This window comes from Pseudoalteromonas sp. HM-SA03, from assembly GCF_002289345.1.
In the GTDB taxonomy this organism is placed as follows: Bacteria; Pseudomonadota; Gammaproteobacteria; order Enterobacterales; family Alteromonadaceae; genus Pseudoalteromonas.
In genome coordinates, this window is the sequence record NZ_NSDG01000048.1 from 49982 (window position 1) to 67483 (window position 17502).

19 protein-coding genes are annotated in these 17502 nt (G+C 43.5%); 7 read left to right on the forward strand and 12 right to left on the reverse strand.

Going from position 1 to position 17502, the window contains the following annotated elements; translation table 11 throughout:
- The first annotated feature begins 11 nt into the window (after positions 1-11).
- From CKO50_RS10020 to CKO50_RS10035, 4 genes are all read left to right on the forward strand, one after another.
- The gene (locus CKO50_RS10020) at positions 12-344 is read left to right on the forward strand and encodes a hypothetical protein (RefSeq protein ID WP_095728041.1); all 333 of its coding nucleotides are present in this window, start codon (positions 12-14) and stop codon (positions 342-344) included.
- 15 nt (positions 345-359) lie between these two features.
- Positions 360-2045 carry a DUF1566 domain-containing protein gene (locus CKO50_RS10025; RefSeq protein ID WP_095728042.1) on the forward strand — a complete coding sequence of 562 codons (1686 nt, stop codon included), beginning with the start codon at positions 360-362 and terminating at the stop codon, positions 2043-2045.
- Positions 2046-2055: 10 nt separating this feature from the next.
- Positions 2056-2559 carry a DUF1566 domain-containing protein gene (locus tag CKO50_RS10030; RefSeq protein ID WP_095728043.1) on the forward strand — a complete coding sequence of 168 codons (504 nt, stop codon included), beginning with the start codon at positions 2056-2058 and terminating at the stop codon, positions 2557-2559.
- Between the two features lie 178 nt (positions 2560-2737).
- Positions 2738-3508, forward strand: a complete 771-nt coding sequence (locus tag CKO50_RS10035) for a YggN family protein (protein ID WP_095728044.1) — start codon at positions 2738-2740, stop codon at positions 3506-3508.
- Here the strand turns inward: CKO50_RS10035 and CKO50_RS10040 are convergent.
- The 7 genes from CKO50_RS10040 to CKO50_RS10070 form a co-directional block, all read right to left on the reverse strand.
- The gene (locus tag CKO50_RS10040; RefSeq protein WP_095728045.1) at positions 3503-4336 is read right to left on the reverse strand and encodes an amidohydrolase; all 834 of its coding nucleotides are present in this window, start codon (positions 4334-4336) and stop codon (positions 3503-3505) included. The two genes, CKO50_RS10035 and CKO50_RS10040, sit on opposite strands and share 6 nt — an antisense overlap.
- Positions 4337-4350: 14 nt before the next feature.
- Positions 4351-5079 (reverse strand): SDR family NAD(P)-dependent oxidoreductase, encoded by a 729-nt coding sequence (locus CKO50_RS10045; RefSeq protein ID WP_095728091.1) that lies wholly within the window; start codon positions 5077-5079, stop codon positions 4351-4353.
- 2 nt (positions 5080-5081) lie between these two features.
- Positions 5082-5570 (reverse strand): peptidylprolyl isomerase, encoded by a 489-nt coding sequence (locus CKO50_RS10050; protein WP_010607145.1) that lies wholly within the window; start codon positions 5568-5570, stop codon positions 5082-5084.
- Between the two features lie 101 nt (positions 5571-5671).
- Entirely contained in the window at positions 5672-7087 is a 1416-nt protein-coding gene (locus CKO50_RS10055; RefSeq protein WP_095728046.1) for a LysM peptidoglycan-binding domain-containing protein, read from the reverse strand.
- 108 nt (positions 7088-7195) lie between these two features.
- Positions 7196-7936 (reverse strand): hypothetical protein, encoded by a 741-nt coding sequence (locus CKO50_RS10060; RefSeq protein ID WP_255229514.1) that lies wholly within the window; start codon positions 7934-7936, stop codon positions 7196-7198.
- A gap of 231 nt (positions 7937-8167) precedes the next feature.
- Positions 8168-8452, reverse strand: coding sequence for a cell division protein ZapA (locus CKO50_RS10065; RefSeq protein ID WP_010607148.1), 285 nt, complete (start codon positions 8450-8452; stop codon positions 8168-8170).
- Positions 8452-8679 carry a hypothetical protein gene (locus tag CKO50_RS10070; protein ID WP_045964864.1) on the reverse strand — a complete coding sequence of 76 codons (228 nt, stop codon included), beginning with the start codon at positions 8677-8679 and terminating at the stop codon, positions 8452-8454. The genes CKO50_RS10065 and CKO50_RS10070 overlap by 1 nt, the downstream gene beginning before the upstream one ends.
- A gap of 233 nt (positions 8680-8912) precedes the next feature.
- Here CKO50_RS10070 and CKO50_RS10075 point away from each other — a divergent pair, with 233 nt between their 5' ends.
- Positions 8913-9755 carry a 23S rRNA (adenine(2030)-N(6))-methyltransferase RlmJ gene (locus CKO50_RS10075; protein WP_095728047.1) on the forward strand — a complete coding sequence of 281 codons (843 nt, stop codon included), beginning with the start codon at positions 8913-8915 and terminating at the stop codon, positions 9753-9755.
- A gap of 137 nt (positions 9756-9892) precedes the next feature.
- Positions 9893-10084, forward strand: coding sequence for a hypothetical protein (locus CKO50_RS25110; protein ID WP_095728048.1), 192 nt, complete (start codon positions 9893-9895; stop codon positions 10082-10084).
- Positions 10085-10091: 7 nt separating this feature from the next.
- Here CKO50_RS25110 and CKO50_RS10085 read toward each other — a convergent pair whose 3' ends face one another.
- Positions 10092-10661 (reverse strand): alkylphosphonate utilization protein, encoded by a 570-nt coding sequence (locus CKO50_RS10085; RefSeq protein ID WP_095728049.1) that lies wholly within the window; start codon positions 10659-10661, stop codon positions 10092-10094.
- Between the two features lie 107 nt (positions 10662-10768).
- The gene (locus CKO50_RS10090; RefSeq protein ID WP_095728050.1) at positions 10769-11506 is read right to left on the reverse strand and encodes an ABC transporter substrate-binding protein; all 738 of its coding nucleotides are present in this window, start codon (positions 11504-11506) and stop codon (positions 10769-10771) included.
- Positions 11507-11715: 209 nt separating this feature from the next.
- On the opposite strand from CKO50_RS10090, the gene CKO50_RS10095 reads away from it, so the two are divergent.
- Positions 11716-12993, forward strand: coding sequence for an EAL and HDOD domain-containing protein (locus tag CKO50_RS10095; RefSeq protein WP_095728051.1), 1278 nt, complete (start codon positions 11716-11718; stop codon positions 12991-12993).
- Between the two features lie 116 nt (positions 12994-13109).
- Here the strand turns inward: CKO50_RS10095 and CKO50_RS10100 are convergent, their stop codons facing one another.
- The 3 genes from CKO50_RS10100 to CKO50_RS10110 all read right to left on the reverse strand — a co-directional run bounded on the left by CKO50_RS10100 (position 13110) and on the right by CKO50_RS10110 (position 17334).
- A complete protein-coding gene (locus CKO50_RS10100; RefSeq protein ID WP_095728052.1) occupies positions 13110-14594 on the reverse strand; it encodes an exopolyphosphatase in 1485 nt (494 codons plus the stop codon).
- A gap of 17 nt (positions 14595-14611) precedes the next feature.
- Complete coding sequence (gene ppk1, locus CKO50_RS10105) at positions 14612-16708, reverse strand: polyphosphate kinase 1 (RefSeq protein WP_095728053.1); 2097 nt, start codon at positions 16706-16708, stop codon at positions 14612-14614.
- A 119-nt stretch (positions 16709-16827) separates the two neighbouring features.
- Complete coding sequence (locus CKO50_RS10110) at positions 16828-17334, reverse strand: glycine cleavage system protein R (protein ID WP_095728054.1); 507 nt, start codon at positions 17332-17334, stop codon at positions 16828-16830.
- Positions 17335-17502 lie beyond the last annotated feature (168 nt).

A 17502-nucleotide genomic window follows, 5' to 3' on the forward strand; every position in this document is an offset into this window, starting at 1 on the left:
GATACACCAATATGAGCTTAGAAACGGCCTATATTAAAAGTGGGCGTAATACCATTATTCACAAAGAGAAGAAGTTAGATCTTGTGATTGTAAATGGTGAAGCACACCCAAAAATCAAGGTGACTGCAAACGGCTTGGTGCCTTTTAAGGAAGAGCTGCCGAGAAATCGAAGAGAGGCTAAAGAGCGTTATTTAGAAGTCGTCCACGTTTCGAGTATTGATGTATTTGGTGAAGTAAAGCGGTTGTTGTTTATTCAGGCATTAGACGGCCGAGAATACAAAATAGATTACAGTAAAGTTGGCACTAAGTTGTTCGTGCGAATACACCAAGAGAGTTATCTATAATTCATAAGGAATAATATGAATGCATTCAAGGGAAGTTGGGTTGTACTTGCGCTATTATTAACGGGTTGTGGCGGAGGCTCTGGGAGTGATGAACCGAGTCAAGTCAGTGCGTCGGTTAATGCGGGTGCTGATATCCAAGTAACTGAAAAAACAGAAGTCACCTTGAATGCTCAAGCATCACCTGCAGGTGGTACTTTTAACTGGCAAGTAATCTCTGGTGCAAACGTCAGTGAATTTCCAATCACTGAGCAACAAGCCGCTTTTGTTGCGCCGGATATCAAAGCCGATGTCAATTTACTTATTCAGGTTGACTATGTTGCGCCAGATGGCAGTCTTGCAAGCGACCAAGTGACGGTTGCTATCAAATCTAACAATCAATTACCTATACCTAGTATCAGCCAAAGTGCACCAGAAACACTGCCTGCTAAATATAAAGATACTATTGTCCTCAGTGGCGCAGGCTCTTCCGATCCAGACGAAAATGGCCAAGTGGTTGCTTATCAATGGCAGCAAATAAGTGGTCCCACAACAATACAGCCAACGGGCTTGAATACTGCTACTTTATCTTTTGTCCATCCGTTATTGGCTGGTGCTCAGGCGTCAATTTGGCAGTTGACGGTTACTGATGATGAAGGCGGACAAGCCAGTACCCAGTTTACCCTCGGACTACTTGCGAATTCGGATGTGGTAGTGGCAGATGCTGGGGGCGATCAGCAAGTGCAAGAGTTTGATAAGGTCACGCTTGATGGTTCAAACAGTGATACTGTATCTGGTCAGAAACAATGTGTATGGTGGCAGGTGACGTCAGGCTCTCAGATAGCGTTAAGTTCTACTACTGGGTGTTCAACAACCTTTAACGCACCAGATCAAAATATTTTGTCGCAAGTGGAATTTGAGCTGACCGTTACTGACTCGCAAAACCGCTCTGCTGCTGATACCGTGCGCATTGATATCGAGAAAAAGCCATTGGGTAAACTAAACGACAGTGGCCAAACCGCGTGTTTTAACAATACGGATGTGATCACCTGTAGCATGACGCAGTTTACGGCTCAAGATGCGCAGCGTGGGCGTGATTATTTTGCCACTCAGGTGGCGAAGGAAGGCAGTGGTCGAGCTGGATTTGACTTTACCAAACTAAATCGCTTTGCGGATGAGCTGCCTGATGACGCTACGGACTTTGCTTGCGTTCGTGATAACGTCACGGGACTTATTTGGGAAGTGAAAGAAGCAAGTTCGGGCACATTGCCAAATACTTCTTCTCGCAACGCACAAAATAGTTATACCTGGTATGTTGAGGTAGATGGAGCGATTGCCGAGGGGAGTGTGCAGGCCGCAGCAAATACAACCTGCCCGCAGGATAGTCACTGTGGTATTCAAGCTTTGATTGATGAAGTGAATAACCCCGCAGTTGGAGAGCAAAGTTACTGTGGTGGTAACAATTGGCGTTTACCAACATATATGGAACTACTTGGGCTACTAGATTACGGCAGTGCAAGCGCTGCGGTGATAGATGAGGCGCTTTTCCTTAACTTACCTAGCACAACAACACTTGGTCATCGCTATTACTGGACCTTGCAGTCGAGTTTAGATGGGACTGGTGGCACGCTGAGAAGGGCTTATGTTATCGACATGGATACGGGCAATGATTTTGCAGTAGAAAAGTCTAGCAGCGCATTTGTTAGGTTGGTTAGGAATCCTTAGGGAGCGTGGTATGAAAATTATTGCAACTATACTATTTACTCTGTCATTCACGGCTGTTTGCCAAGCGCAAACTTGCGTTGGTACCGGCTCCAATACCAGCCGCTATACGATAAACAACGACGGTACAGTGCAGGATAGCCAAACCGGATTAATGTGGCAGCGCTGCAACTTTGGGCAAAGTTATAACGCGACTTCTCAAAGCTGTGAAGACAATGCTCAGCAACTTACTTGGCAGCAGGCATTGGCGGTTGCCAACGAAGACCAATTTGCAGGGTTTACAGACTGGCAAGTGCCTAACGTTAAAGAACTTGCCAGTATTGTGTATCACGAGTGTGTGACTCCAGCGATAAACATAACGGTATTTCCAACGACCAAAAGTAATAATTATTGGTCGGCAACGACCCAAACTAACCAACCCCAGTTTGCTTGGGTGTATCAGTTTGCTGATGGTAAAAATAATCCAACCATTAAAACTGCGGATGCCTTTGTCAGGTTAGTGAGATACTATCAATAGCCCTTATTAGTGATATTGCTACTGCCTTTGATGCTAACGCCTATGGCTCTCTAGCATTGCCAAGTCAGACATAGCTTGTTACTTTCATCCGTCTAAAATGGCTTTGGGATTGTTTGATCTTTTGGTACTCTCCTGAAACACCCCTTTCCCGTCTTATATTCTGCACACAGGAGGCCATATGAATCGATTACTCAGCGCGATAGCCTTGTCTTGTGCCGTATTGACGTCTTCCGTACATGCAAAAAATAAGTGTGATGTTGAACTTGGACATGGCCTTATCATCACAGACAACGAAATTCGTATCGTTGATGATGGTCAGACTCGAATCCAAATCAACAATGATAGTCAGCTTTTTATTTTAGGCCGCTGGATTGAGTTAGATCAGGAAGGGGAGAAAGTTGTGCGCGAGTATTCTATAGGAATACGGGATACCGTTCCTGAGCTGGTTAATCTGGCGACCGATGGCGTAAACCTTGGGTTGAGTGCGATTGAGCAAGTGGTTGAGGGGATGTCTGACAAAGAACCTGAAGTGCTCAAAACGCAGTTGCAATACGTTGAACGCGCGCTGATGGATAAGTTTAAGCGTGGAGATGATTTCTTTTTTATCGCACCACAATCACTTTCTAAAATTGATGATTTTTTTACTAAAGAGATCAGCCAAAAAATTCACTCAGCTGTTCATGGTTCGTTGGGCTCTATTTTAGTCTCTTTGGGGGATGCGTTTAAATCTCGTGAAGGGAATATCGAAGATCGCATTAACGATATGGGGCAACGCATGGAGATTATTTCGAAAGAGATAGATAAATCGTTGCAGAAAAAAGCCCATCAATTAGAAGAAAAAGCGGCAGAATATTGCGAGTGCTTAAACACCTTAGATCAAACGGAAGAAAAACTACAGCGCATTGTACCTGAGCTAGTTGCTTACGATCTTGTTCAGATCCGCTCATAATCCATAGCAACGTTTGGCATTGTCTCGGCTGAGTTTATGCCAAGTTGATGATATGCCTACTATTTCTAAGTAATCCTGCCATATTTGCCAATAGCTTTTTTGCATAAGAGAAACCGGATAATTCGAACCTAGCATTAGGCTCTCTTCTCCCACATGTGTGATTAAGTGTGTAAGCCACTCAGTGAGTGTCAGTGGGCTTGCTAACATCTCGTGGCCAGAGCACTTGATCATGACATTGTTAAGCGCTCCAATGCGCCTTAATATATCTGTACAAGGGCTGGTGGCGTCAATAAACCCTGCATGGTTAAATACGATTTTAAGGTCAGCTTCTTGTTCTGCAAGTTGTAATAAAAGGTCGACTTTTTCGCTTTGTGTAAATTCTAATTGCGCCTCAAAATGTAGTCCATGCTCGGCAAGACAGGTGAGATTTTCGAGCACAAAAGGCGCGGATAAACGTTGGCTGTCACTGCCCTCGGTGATGTCTCTTATCGCCACGAGATGAGGGTGTGCTAAATGCGCTATGGCTGCGCTAAATTGCTCAGGCGTCGCGTTAATAGGGGCGTAGCCGACGGCTTTAAAAGGAAAGCTGCCTAGTTCCTGAGTTAACCAATGTAATTCGTTGATGGGATTTTGATTATCAAAACCGGCTTCCACATGCACTAAGGCTTCGAGTGTAAATTGTGAATGGTGGGGAAGACTAGCAAGGGTATGGGTCTGTCTTATTTTTTCCAGATTAGGCCAAGCGGGTGGGTTGTGCTTGAGCCAAGAATATTGTCCTAACGTTAAATCGAAAAAGTGTAGGTGGCTATCAATAATTCTCAGACTCATCACGCATTCCTTTTTTACTGTGCGGTATAACCGCCATCAATGCTTTGTAGGCTACCTGTGATAAAACTCGCATCCTCACTTAGCAAGAAAGCGACCAGCGCAGCAACCTCTTGCGGTTGCCCTAATCTACCCAATGGTTGCAACTGGGCTTCTTCTGCAACGATTTCAGCTTTATCAGCGCCGCTGCGCGCGCAGTAACTATCAATGGCATGATGGAATAACGGAGTTTCAATTGTGCCAGGGCACACTGCATTCGCGCGAATGTTAAATTTGGCGTAATCCAATGCTGTGGTTTTCGCCATCGAAGCAAGCGCACATTTAGACAAGTTATAAGCGAAGGAGTTAGGTTTACCAATAACTGCCTGATCCGAAGACATCAATACGATGCTACCGCTACCTTGTGATTTCATGCTTGGTAATACGGCTTGAATGGCAGCGTAAGCGCCTTTCACATTCAATGCAAAAAGGGCGTCAAGTGTGGCTTCGTCGGTATCTTCGATTGTTGCACTCAGATGTTTCCCCGCGTTTGAAACGAGTGCATCTATTTGCCCTGTTTCTGCAACTATATCTGCAATTGTTGCTTTTACATCGGCGACTTTACTGACGTCACAATGGCGAAAAATCCCTTGTTCACTGGGCTGAATATCGAGGTTATAAACGCTGTATTGTTGCGATAGCAGCTTGTTGACAATGGCGGCGCCAATGCCAAAGCTGCCACCGGTAACGATGGCAACTTGGTTCATCATTAGTGTCCGCAGCCGCCAGCAGCGTGTACGTGACCATGTGAAATTTCTTCTGCGGTTGCTTCGCGTACAGAAAGGATCTCAACATCAAACGTTAGCGTTTTGCCTGCGAATGGGTGGTTTAAGTCACAATCCGCATTGAAGCGTCCTACTTTTACTACCTTAACCTGATGACGACCTTGGTTTGAATCGACAATAGCAGTCATGCCTGGCTTCCAAACTTTGCTGTCACCAAGACCTTGAAGGTGCTTAATAGGAATGCGCTGTACTAGACCTTCTTGATATTCGCCATAAGCTTGCTCTGGCGTTAGGGTTACCGTAAAGCTATCGCCACCGGTTTTACCTTCAAGTTCACTTTCAAGACCTGGTAGCATGCCTTCAGTACCGTGTAGGTAGTTTAGTGGCTCGCCTTCTTTGCTTGATTCGATTTGGCTGTCACCTTCGTGAAGTGTGTAGTGAAACTCTACCACTGTGTTCTTTGCAATTTGCATAAGTAAACCTTAAATAAATAGTGTTCGGTGACGCCATTTAGCATCCACCTGTAAAGCGTGTAGTTTACGTGAGTGCGCTTCTTGGACGCAAGTCTATCCCTTTAATTTGGGCTCTCACTTTGCTTTGGCTTGCCATGGCGCAGTATTGATTGGAGCGCTTCAATGCTAGAGATTGAGGAGCTTGCTGGTTGAGTCTTATTGCTTTTTGGTGCAGCAGGAGCTGGTAAAAACACCATTAACACTTTGCCAGGTTTTAATAGACTCTGTGCCGTGAGTGAATTCCAATTTAATAAATCTTTTACCGCGACCTTGTAGTGACGGCTGATGGTCCACAATGACTCGCCTTGTTTTATGGTGTGGTGATGTTCCACTTGAGGCATGGGCTTGGCTTTTATTTCTTTAATATAAGGGCTTACGTCATAGTCGATGAGTAAGTCTAACTGCTCATTACTCTCGGAAACTAATAGCTTTTCGCCAACTCGGATCAAATCAGAGCGCTTATTGTTCAGCGCTTTTAGTGCACTAACACTCATCCCTGCATTTAATGCGATGCGGTAGAGTGTGTCGTTAGCTTTGACTGTGTAGCCTTGGCTGAAGTTTTCCCTGAAAAATGCACTTTTCAATAATGCTTGCTCGGATAATGGTAATAACACTTTGTGCGGACCGTTTGGAGAGCTTCTATGTTTTAAGATCCCTTGATTGAGTGCGTATAGTTGACGCTTTTTGATACCACTGAGTTTAGCCAGTTGGTTGACGTCAAATTGCTGGCCAATATCAAGTATCGAGGTAGTGGCCTTGTTGGGCAAACTTGGTATCTTAAAACCCTTGGGTGAGGTTTTTAGTAAGTGACTGAGCGCTAAGAGTTTGGGCACGTAGTCTGCGGTTTCTTTTGGTAATGTTAAGTGCCAAAAGTGGGTCGACTTTCCTGCTTTTCTATTTTTTGCGATGGCCTTTTTGACGCGCCCTTCACCACTATTGTAGGCTGCAAGCGCGTGAAGCCAGTCGCCATCAAAGCGTTCATGCAAATACAGCAAATAATCAAGCGCGGCGTCAGTCGATGCTAACACATCCTGTCGACCGTCATACCATTCGTCTTTCTTGATGCCGAAATGGTAGGCAGTGGCATCCACTAGTTGCCAAACTCCAACAGCATTTTGTTGCGATTTGGCCTTTGGTCTAAAGTCACTTTCGACAAAAGGAAGTAATGCGATTTCAATAGGAAGACCTTTGCGCTCTACCTTTTTTACTACGTGATAAAAGTAGGGGGCGGCGCGCTTATTTACCACATTGAGATAATTAGGCTGTGATAAATACCATTTTATGCGCTTATCAAGCCTTGGGTGAGATGCAGTATTAAAACTGAGCTTTTGGCGTATGTGTTGCCATAAATCATCGTCTCTGAGGGGGGCTTTAACGGTAGTGATTTTGGGAGGTTCTACCTCAACGATAGCAGGAGACGTGACTGGCTTTTCTACGGGCACTTGAGTGAGAGCCGACAAAATGGCTTGCCTGCTCACCTGTGGACTGCTACTGCTTTTACACCCAGAGAGCATGGTTAATAATATTAACCCGCTTAGCTGTATTAATACTCTGTTCATCCTTTAACTATACCGAGAGGTTAAGTTTTATTCAAAATTTCTTTGCTGCTGAAAGTGTTGCCACTGTAATAACGCGCGTTGCTGCATGTGTTTATTTGGATATAGAATGCTTATCTTTTCAACCACTTGCTGAGTATCTTGTAACGCTAATAAAGCCAAAAATTGTGCTGGAGTGGCCAGCATTTCAGGACGGTAGGGTTTTCCTGTTGCTGGTAATATCCAATCGAGTGCATAGCGATTAAAGTGAATAATCGCTTGTTGCCACTGTGTAGTATGCGGTAAATGCGCAAGTGGGATCTGATCCACGCTATAACCTGCTATCAAGCCTTGATATTTTGGCAGATAAACACTGATGTCATGACCGCTAAAGCCCGTGACTTGAGTAAGCTCAACCACTACACCTCCTAGCTCCACGGTTTTAGGCGCGTTATCAATGGCTTTACTTGATGGCGCTTGTGTGGCGAGCTTGGACCACGTTGCAATTCTACTTTTTGCCAGTGCAAGTTTGGCTTGCCATTTCGGCCGTTCACTCGGTTCTAGAGACGCGATACGATTTTCACTAAGCATGACGCTTTGGTTAAAAAGCTCAAGCTGTGAGTGAAAGGCCCTCGTCAATGCGTTGGCTGATGTTGCCGTTGGGCTTAGCCATTGTAAATTTGGATAAGCATGCTTGAGTAGCACTATGCTGGTGTCTTGTTTGATATCGGCATGCAAAGAGATTACGTAACAAAGCGGAACGGTGAGGCGCTTTTCTAATTCGTGGATCAAGGCCTCTGTGGTGACAAGGTCGCCATGTATGGATGCCAGTAGCGCGCACTGCTTGCCGATAACTAAAGCTTGGTTGGGCTGTAAAGCGCTATCTTTTCCTTTGATAAAATAAACCGCGTCATTGATTTTATGGAACTGATTAGCATTGGCGGCAGTACTTTGAAAACTCGCCGCCANGACCCCAAACTAGAGAGATACTACGTAAGATAGGTTTGCTCCAGTATGTCGGCATTATTCGCCTGCAGGCAGCACTAACTTGTCGATGAGCGTGGAAACGAACTCTGCATCTTGCTGTTGCTTTGCTTCCAATGCTTGTAAATCATGACAAAGGTGTAAGGCTGCGAGTAGTAACGCATTGTGATCATTGCGAACGGTTGAGCGTTTACGCATTTCTTCTACACGTCGGTCTAAAAGCGCTACGGCGTTATGCAGCGCTTCTTCTTGATCTGGCGCACATGCAAATTGATGTGACTTGCCAAGTAACGTCACTGTTACTTGGTTATTCTGCTCAGACATTAGCTAGCCTGTTGAGTTTGCAACTTATCAAGTAGGCCAGATAAAGATGAACTAAATTCTTTTTGCTTTTCTTCGCTTTCTAGCATTTCAAGCTGTAGGGTTTCATTTTCATCGATGAGTTTTTGATTTTGTTCTTTCAGTGCTGAAACTTCCGTTTTTAACTGGTTATTTTGGCTCAAAAGTTGGTCAATCAACTGGTCGAGTTTTTGGAGATCTTGGTTATTCATTAATGCGCTCATATGACTGTGATTTGTCATGCAAATGTAAAACAAAGCGGCTAAGGATGCTAGTGTTTACGCGACTTTCTGCTGATTTTTCTCAACTTTTAAGAGATAATGCCGATATTGGAATATTTTGTTCAGAAGTGATTCAGTCTAAAGTTAAAAATTGATGAATCATTGCTCAAATTTAGCTCAGGTTTATTTACCTGTGTTGTTATTATTTTTATCAAGGCGGGGTTATGCTCAGTTACCGACATTCTTTTCATGCAGGAAACCCTGCCGATGTGATCAAACATTTAGTATTAGCAGAAGCTTTGTCATACATGGCTAAAAAAGATAAGCCATACGATTACGTGGATACGCACTCTGGCGCTGGTTTTTTCGAGCTAGCGAGCAGTGATGCACAAAAAACTCAGGAATATCTGCAAGGCATCGCTAAGCTTTGGAATTATTCAGGACCCGTGTCGGCAATTAGCGATTATGTGGCACTAATCAAGTCTTTTAACGAAGGCGATAAACTAAGCCATTATCCCGGTTCCCCTAAGGTGGCAGAGCACTTCTTGCGTCGTCAGGATAACGGCTGGTTTTTTGAGCTACATCCAAAAGATCTTGAGCTGTTAAAGCAAAATACGGCACATAAAAAGTCACTACGCGTCACTGGGAGTGATGGTTTTAAAGGGCTATTAGGATTGGTGCCTCCGGCTTCACGTAGAGCCTGTGTGCTAATGGATCCTCCTTATGAAATCAAATCCGATTATGATGTTGCGGTCAAAAGCATTATAAAAGCGCACAAAAAGTTTGATTCCGGCGTCTATATGATCTGGTATCCCGTTGTTGACCGTGAACGCATTGATGCAATGGAGTCGAGCCTGATTGAATCTGGAGTGCGTAATATTCAAGTGTTTGAACTTGCCACCCGCGCAGATACCCAAGAACGAGGCATGACGGCTTCAGGAATGATGGTGATCAATCCGCCTTGGACCTTAAAGAAAACTATGGATAAAGTGTTGCCTGAGCTGGTTTCGTTATTGGCTGAGGGTGATGGTGCGTTTTATCGCAGCATTCAATTAGTAGAAGAATAGTAAAAATAAACTGCTAAGCTATCTAGGGCCTGTTTACCTTTCAAGTTTGTTCTTGCAGCAGTTTGATTGGTATTTGTACAAGGCAGAGCCTGCGTAGCATAGTTATTCTATGTGAGTCAGGCGATAACACAGTAGAAATGCTAATCAAGCGCTGCCCTTTGGGTTCACCTGAGTGCGCTTTGTTCATTGTTGCTCAACTTTTGCCTAGATTACTAGGCGGCAAGTCGAGCGTCGCGACCAAAACACACTCAGGAGAACAAAAATCAAACAGCAAAGATCAACAGGCCCTAGTCGATAAAGTATTGAAGAGACTTAGCAGTTTATCTTAGGGCGTCGTTATTTCTTAACAAACTTTGTTAAAATAACGATGTTTTGACCTTCTACACGGCCTTCAATATGCTCTGGGTTTGAAGGCGAGAGGCGAATGTTACGTACCGCAGTGCCGCGTTTTGCAACTAGGCTACTACCTTTAACATCCAAGTCTTTAATCAAGGTCACTGTGTCACCAGCGCTCAGCTTCACCCCGTTACTGTCTAGGTGAACAAGGTCGTCATCCTCTGCAAGTGCTTGATCAGCCCATGCTCGAGTCTCATCTTCTAGATACAACATGTCCAATGCATCTTGAGCCCAGCCATTATCCGGCGCAAGGCGCTTAAGCATACGGTAGGCAACAACCTGAACAGCAGGAACTTGGCTCCACATACTATCGTTTAAACAGTGCCAATGGTTGGCTTCGATATCCTGTTGACCTTCAACCTGTGGTTTGCACTGGCTACAAAGATAAACACATTTGTCAGAATGCGCCTCGGCGACTGGTGGTACTTCGTATACTTCGAGACCATTCGTTGAGGTACATAGCTCACATTGATTGTTACTGCGCTCAGCAAGCGCGGCAGCGATAGTCATAATGATTTCCCAAGCTGTAAAAGCGCCATTATACCAAATGCGTCAATTGATGCTCAATTTATGGGAGGAATTTATGCGTATAACTTGATCTATCTTCAGAGCAGAGGTTATCTGCCACCTTTTGCGTGTATAGGTAATTGTGAAATATACTGTTGTTCTATTTTTTCGATTTCACCAGAGAGTTTAAGTTGTGCGATAGCTTGATTTATCCGCTTAAGCAATCCTTGATGCTTAGCTAACAGGCGTAGCTGCAACATCCCTTCTGAATGTAGTTGGTTGAAGCTAAATGCAATGCCAAGTTGTTCTGACCAATATAATGCGGGTAAATCGCCAATAATAATATGTTCAATCCGGCGCAAATTTAAGGCCAGCAGTAATTCTTTTTCGGATGCGAAATCAACCCGCTCGAATAGTTGGTCATCATGGTAGTAGTAGCCTCTCACTGTGCCAACTTCGATACCCGCTAGAGTTAATACAGGTGGTTGAGACTGGCGAGTAACGACGTACTCTTTAATAGGAAGGATAGGGTCTGAGTAGATAAATCTATCGTCTTGCTTTTGCTGCTCGTTCAGCCAATCTGGACTGATGATATCAAAATCAATTTGTTGCTTCTCTAAATAAAAATTGGTGCGCTTTGCTGGGAGAAGCAGGTTTTCGCCTTTAATCTTTGCTTTTACTAAAATGGCTTCCACCATTTCGGGCAGGATCCCAGGCGCATCTTCGCTGTGAGTAAAATAAGGGTAAAAGCTTCCCGAGCCACTTAAACTGTACTTTAAGTAGGGGACTTGCTCTGCCTTAGTCAAACCGGCAAAGGCAAATAACCAGACTATCAAAACTTGCTTCATGCACTCATCTTAGCTTAACTTTTCTTAGACAGGCAAGCCACTGGCATTCTGTGAATTAAAAGCCTACTCTTTATAAGGACTTAGTTTAATAAGTTGGTAACTTTTAGTTATAAGTGTTGTAAAATAGCGAAAATTTTTTATTGCTCGGCGCGTTACCATATTATACGCTCCGTGATACGTGGTTTCCTTTTACTTAGTAAAGGATACGAATGTTAATGAGTGGTCCGGTGACTGAAGTACGTAAATCAGCAGTGCAGTATATTGCACGACAGGCCATTTTACGGCCAGATCAAGAAGTCTTTGCCTATGAGTTGCTCTACAGAGACTCAGATAACAATGCTTTCCCAGTTGGGGTGAGCGATGGGCAAGCGACTGGGCGAATGTTTTTTAACTCCTTAATGTTTATCGGTGTAGACCGTTTGGCTGCGGGGCGGCTTGCCTTTATAAACCTATCCGACGAATCGTTACTGCAGGAGTTACCAAGCTTATTAGCGCCACAGAAAATAGTGGTGGAAATCGTTGAGCGTTCTAAAAATATTCCTTCACTGGTAAATACGGTGACTAAGTTAACAGAGAAAGGCTACCGATTTGCGCTAGATGACTACGACGGCACGTCAAAATGGGAGCCGTTGTTACCACTCATGGAATTCGTCAAAATTGAGGTTGATCAGCCAATTATAAAAACCAATATGGCGGTAAAAAAGCTCAAGCGTCAGTATCCAGATATTAAGGTTATTGTTGAGCGTATTGAAACAAAAGAAGAGTTCGAGATCATCAAATCATCTGGAGCAGACTTTTTTCAAGGTTTCTTTTTCGCCAAGCCTGAAATGCTCAACCATGGCAACGTAGAACCGTCGAAAATGGTGGTGTTTCAGCTGCTACAAGCAACAGCCAGAAAGTCTTTATGCTTCAAAGAAATACAAACTAGAGTAAGCAAAGATCTGAGTTTAACCACGCGATTGCTTAAACTTGCGAACGCGAAAGCAGGTGAAGACAGATTAGAAATTAAGTCTATCTCTCAGGCGGTTGTGTATTTAGGTGAAGATGCAATTAGGCAGTTTGTTAAAGTACTCGCGTTGAGCGAATTGGGTTCAGATAAACCCAGTGAGCTGACAAGAATGGGGTTAACTCGTGCTAAGTTTGTGGAAACATTTTTGCAGCCTGGGGGTGAAGAAATGGCAGAAACCGGCTATTTGCTTGGTCTTATATCCATCCTTGATGTGATCCTTGATGTGGATTTATCTGTGATTGCGGCTGAGTTTTCTCTCGATGATTCGCTTTCCAGCGCGTTACTGAGTTATCAAGGGTTGCTTGGTGGAGCGCTACGTTTAGCATTTGAAATTGAGCTCAACGACTGGCGAGAGGCAGAGCTTATTTTACAAGCCATTCGACCTGCAACACCGACCAATTACCTTTATGATATGGCACTTTCTAGCCGAGCCTACGCAGATGAAATCCTCTCTATTGTGGCAGGTGATGAACTGTAGTTCTCACCTGACAGTGTGAGAAGGTAAGTAACCTGAGTTGTGGATAATTAGCGTTTTTCTAGCAATCTACTTTAGCCCTAACTGCATTGAATTCTCTTCCAATAGCCAACGATTACTTATCCAAAGCTCAGGTTAAACTGAATACCTATTGTTTTTAAATAGTTTTGTTCTTGCTCTAAATCAGCTTGAAACAACGAATGTGACTCGAGCCACTCAGTTGCAATGTGAAGTATCAAAGCATTATCAACGGCTGTAATACTTAATTCGGGAAGTTGGTCTTGTTGGCGTTTTTGGTTTACTAAAACGCTGAGACGAAACACAGCCAAAACACGGTTAAAGTGTGTTAGTTCTTCGTCGATTAACTCTGTTAACTCTGGCATTTTTATCTTTTTTCGATAAAAGCGTAAAAGTGCACTTAGCCTTAATTGCTGGGCTTGAGTAAAGCCCGGAAGTTGACTGTGCCTGACAATATAAGCGCCGTGTTTATGCATGCCGGAAGAGTTAATGGCAAGCCCAACTTCGTGGAGTTTTGCTGCCCAACATAACATTTCGACATCATAAGGGGATAGTTGCCAGTGCTCTTTTAGTTGCGTGGTAAACAGCTTGATGGTTTCACAAATATTTTCGGCATGCTGCTTATCAATATTATAGTGATCGCTGAACGTGTTAATTGTGCGGGTACGAATATCAAACTCGTCGGTTTGATGCATTTCAAACAATAAACCTTCTCGCAATGCATATTCACTAAGGCGCATGCGCTCGAGCCCTAACTGTCTAAACAGTGCTATCAATACAGCAAGGCCGCCAGCAATACTGGTTTTTCGCTCTTCAGGTAGTGCTTTTAAGGAGACGTTATCTATGTGCCCTGCATCAATAAATAACTGCTTAATTTGCTCCAAAATAGGCAGGGTAATTTCATCGGTTTGAGTGAGTTCGTGAACCATGGCCGCAATCGCCTTAATAGTACCTGAAGTACCGATAACGGTATTCCAGCCTAGTCTTAAGTAGCCCGCGGTAATACTCTCAATTTGTTGCTCTGCTTTTATTTCTGCTTTTTTGAATCGCTTTGCAGATAGCTTACCGTCGGCAAAGTAGGCTTTTTGCATGGTCACGCAGCCCACATTGCGGCTACTTAACAGTTTGTGTGTAAGGTGCTGACCAATAACTAATTCTGTGCTGCCTCCACCAATGTCGATAACCAAGCGGTTATGACTGTCATGTTCATGATTGGCAACCCCTTGGTAAATAAGACGAGCTTCTTCTTGGCCTGAAATCACATTGATTGGATATGGAAAAACTTGTTTTGCCTTAGCGAGAAAATAATTAAGGTTTTTGCAGTTTCGCAGCGTATAGGTTGCTACTACTTGCACGGACTCTCTCGGAAAATCATGTAGTGTCGTCGCAAATTGCGAGAGGGTATCTAATGCTCGGGCGATCGCGTCGTCACTTAAATTAAAATCATCATCAAGGCCCGCGGCCAAGTACACACGCTGCTTTTCTTTATGGAGGAGTTGAAGGCGACCATCTACTTCTCTTGCTACAACAAGGTGAAAACTATTCGAACCTAAGTCCACTGCGGCAATAGAAGGGTAGTCGCGCATATATTCTTCCTCAACGGTTATTCTTTCGCTTCATTTAATTGGTGTAACTCCCATTTTTTTAAATGGTCATAAATCGCGATCTGAGAGCGAATTTTTTTACGGTTACCTCGGCGAACGTACAGATTCTTCTGTTCGGCGTCAATAATTCTGGCTTTGGTGCGATCTTTAAACTGCAGTTCAATAATATCGATAATTAGTTTCTTCAAATGCTCGGCATAAATAGGCGTGCCTACTTCAACACGGTGGTCGAGGTTACGGGTCATCCAGTCTGCTGACGAAATATACACCTTGGGGTCGCCGTTATTATCGAAAATCATCACTCGCGGGTGCTCTAAGAAACGATCGACGATACTAATGATCTTTATATTATCGCTAAACTGTGTAAGGCCTGGTACAAGGGCACACATACCTCGCACAATGAGGCGGATCTTGACGCCTTTACGTGATGCTTCGTAAAGCTTATCAACGAGCTGCTTATCAACTAAATTATTGATCTTAATTGTTACTTTTCCTATTCTTCCTTGCTCTGCATGAGTTATCTCTTCATCGATCAACTCTACAATTCGACTACGCGCATTGATGGGTGAAATCATCAGGTGTTCGAATTTAAACGGCAGATAACTACTCTCAATAAAGCGAAACACGCTATCACATTCTTCCGTAATATCTGGGTGTTTGGTAAACAGACTGAAATCAGTATAAATCCGAGCAGTTTTTTCGTGGAAGTTACCCGTACCTATGTGTGCATATTTGACAATTTTGCCTTTTTCCCGACGGTGAACCACACAAAGCTTACTATGGACCTTAAGCGCCGGTATGCCAATCATGACCTTAATACCGTATTCACTCATGAGTTTTGCCCATTCAATATTGTTTTGCTCATCAAAGCGGGCTTTCAATTCAACCATCACGGTGACTTTTTTGCCATTCTTTGCCGCATTGATCAATGAAGCGATCAACCGAGATTGCTTTGCCACGCGATAAATGTTGACCTTGATTTGTGTCACTCTAGGATCAAACGCTGCTTGACGGATATATTCCAACATGTGATTAAAGGTGTGGTAGGGGTAATACAGCAAGATATCTTGAACTGAAATCGCGCGAAAGACGCTGCTATATTTTGAAAAGGCTGCACTTTTAAGCGGCGGCAATGGTTTGTTTTCTAGATAGCCGCGCCCAACATTTGGAAAAGAAATAAAATCTCTGAAATTGCGATATCTACCGCCAGGGATCATGGCATCTTGACCTGTCACCCCTAAACGCTTTTTCATCAACTTAAGCATTTCTTCAGGCATTGATTCTTCGTAAACTAAACGTACCGGCTCGGCATATAAACGCTGTTTGAGGCCTTTAGACATGGTATCTAACACACCTTCTTCTAGCTCATCATCTAAGTTGTACTCAGCGTCACGAGTGAGCTTCATCGAATAGGCTTCAATGCGCTCAAATTTGAAAAAGCTTTTAAACACATCGGCAATAAAAAATCGAATAACGTCATCGAGCAATACGATAGTTTTATGTCTTCGGGTTTTTTCTGGTGGCAGCTGGACAAAACGGTTCAGACGGTCAGTCGGGACTTCCAAAAAGGCATGATGTTGCTTTTCGCCATTTAACTCCACAAATAGGTGGGTCATAGTGTCGTTGATGTTGTCAGAATAGTCCTTACTTTCGTTAATCATCATTGGCAATAGATGAGGCAGTACTTGGTCTTTAAAGTAGTTGGCCAACCAATTTTTGTGGAAATCCGATAGCGCATCTGGTTGCTTAATATGGATATGATGCTCAGTTAAATCGATGAGGATCTGGTCATAAATAACACTAAACTTTTTACCTAGTTCCAATACTTTCTTTTGAATATCGGCGAGTAGTACTTCATCTTCATCGAAATTGGTATCAGGTAGATTATTTAATAGGATACGGCGCTTTACATCCGCAACACGAACTTGGAAAAATTCGTCTAAGTTATTGGAAAATATACCAAGAAAGCGGATCCGCTCGATGATTGGATTGCTTGGGTCTTTGGCTTCTTGTAAAACGCGTTCGTTAAAAGAGAGCCAGCTTAATTCTTTGGCAAAGTACGTGATAGTTTTATGCTCTGGAGATACGGCCTGCATGGTTCTTTCCATAGGTACAGCTTATTTTTACAGCTTAAGCAGGGGGTGTGACATAATTATGACAAACACAACGCGCCTGTCGTGTTTGTCATTCAACCATCATGAGTGTAGTGTAGGTTTCAGCTTTCTTCTATGTCCACGATCAAATCACTGGTGATTGACTCGAGAGCTTCGATTACGTTTTCTTTGACCGTACCAGCAGGTAAAGTCACGGTTGCGAAAGCGCTGAAAATAGGTAGTCCCCAATTTGGCGCACTCCGTTGTTTTGAAGTGAGGTGCGTGATGTTTGCACCTTTGTGGCGAATAACCGTAGCAAGTTCTTGCACAATTCCCGGTCTATCGTTGCCTGTAATGATTAAATTCAATGTGTCTGGCTCTTCTTGCGCTTGCAAGTTTTCGCCTGATTCAACTCTCACATCTAAACCTGGCAATTTATGCAATGCATCTTGTATTTCTTGCAAATGTTCTTCAGCGACTTCAACCTGTACGATGCCTGCGAATTGTCCCGCAAGGTGGCTTAAGTTACTGGTTAACCAGTTGCCATTGTTAGAAAGAATGGTGGAAGAGATTTCCTCAACGAGACCCGGTCGGTCCTTACCTATAAGTGTTAATATTAACTGCTTCATATCATGTCTCTTTTTTTGTGGCGCCCGTGGGCGAAAAAACGAATTCGGCGCATGATTTAGACTAGTCTAAAAACTTACTTTGTCCAGTGTCCAGAAACACTTAATGTAAAGAAATGCAACGGTATTTTGTATTTACTCTAGGCTAACAATCAGAGCGCTTTTTAAGCC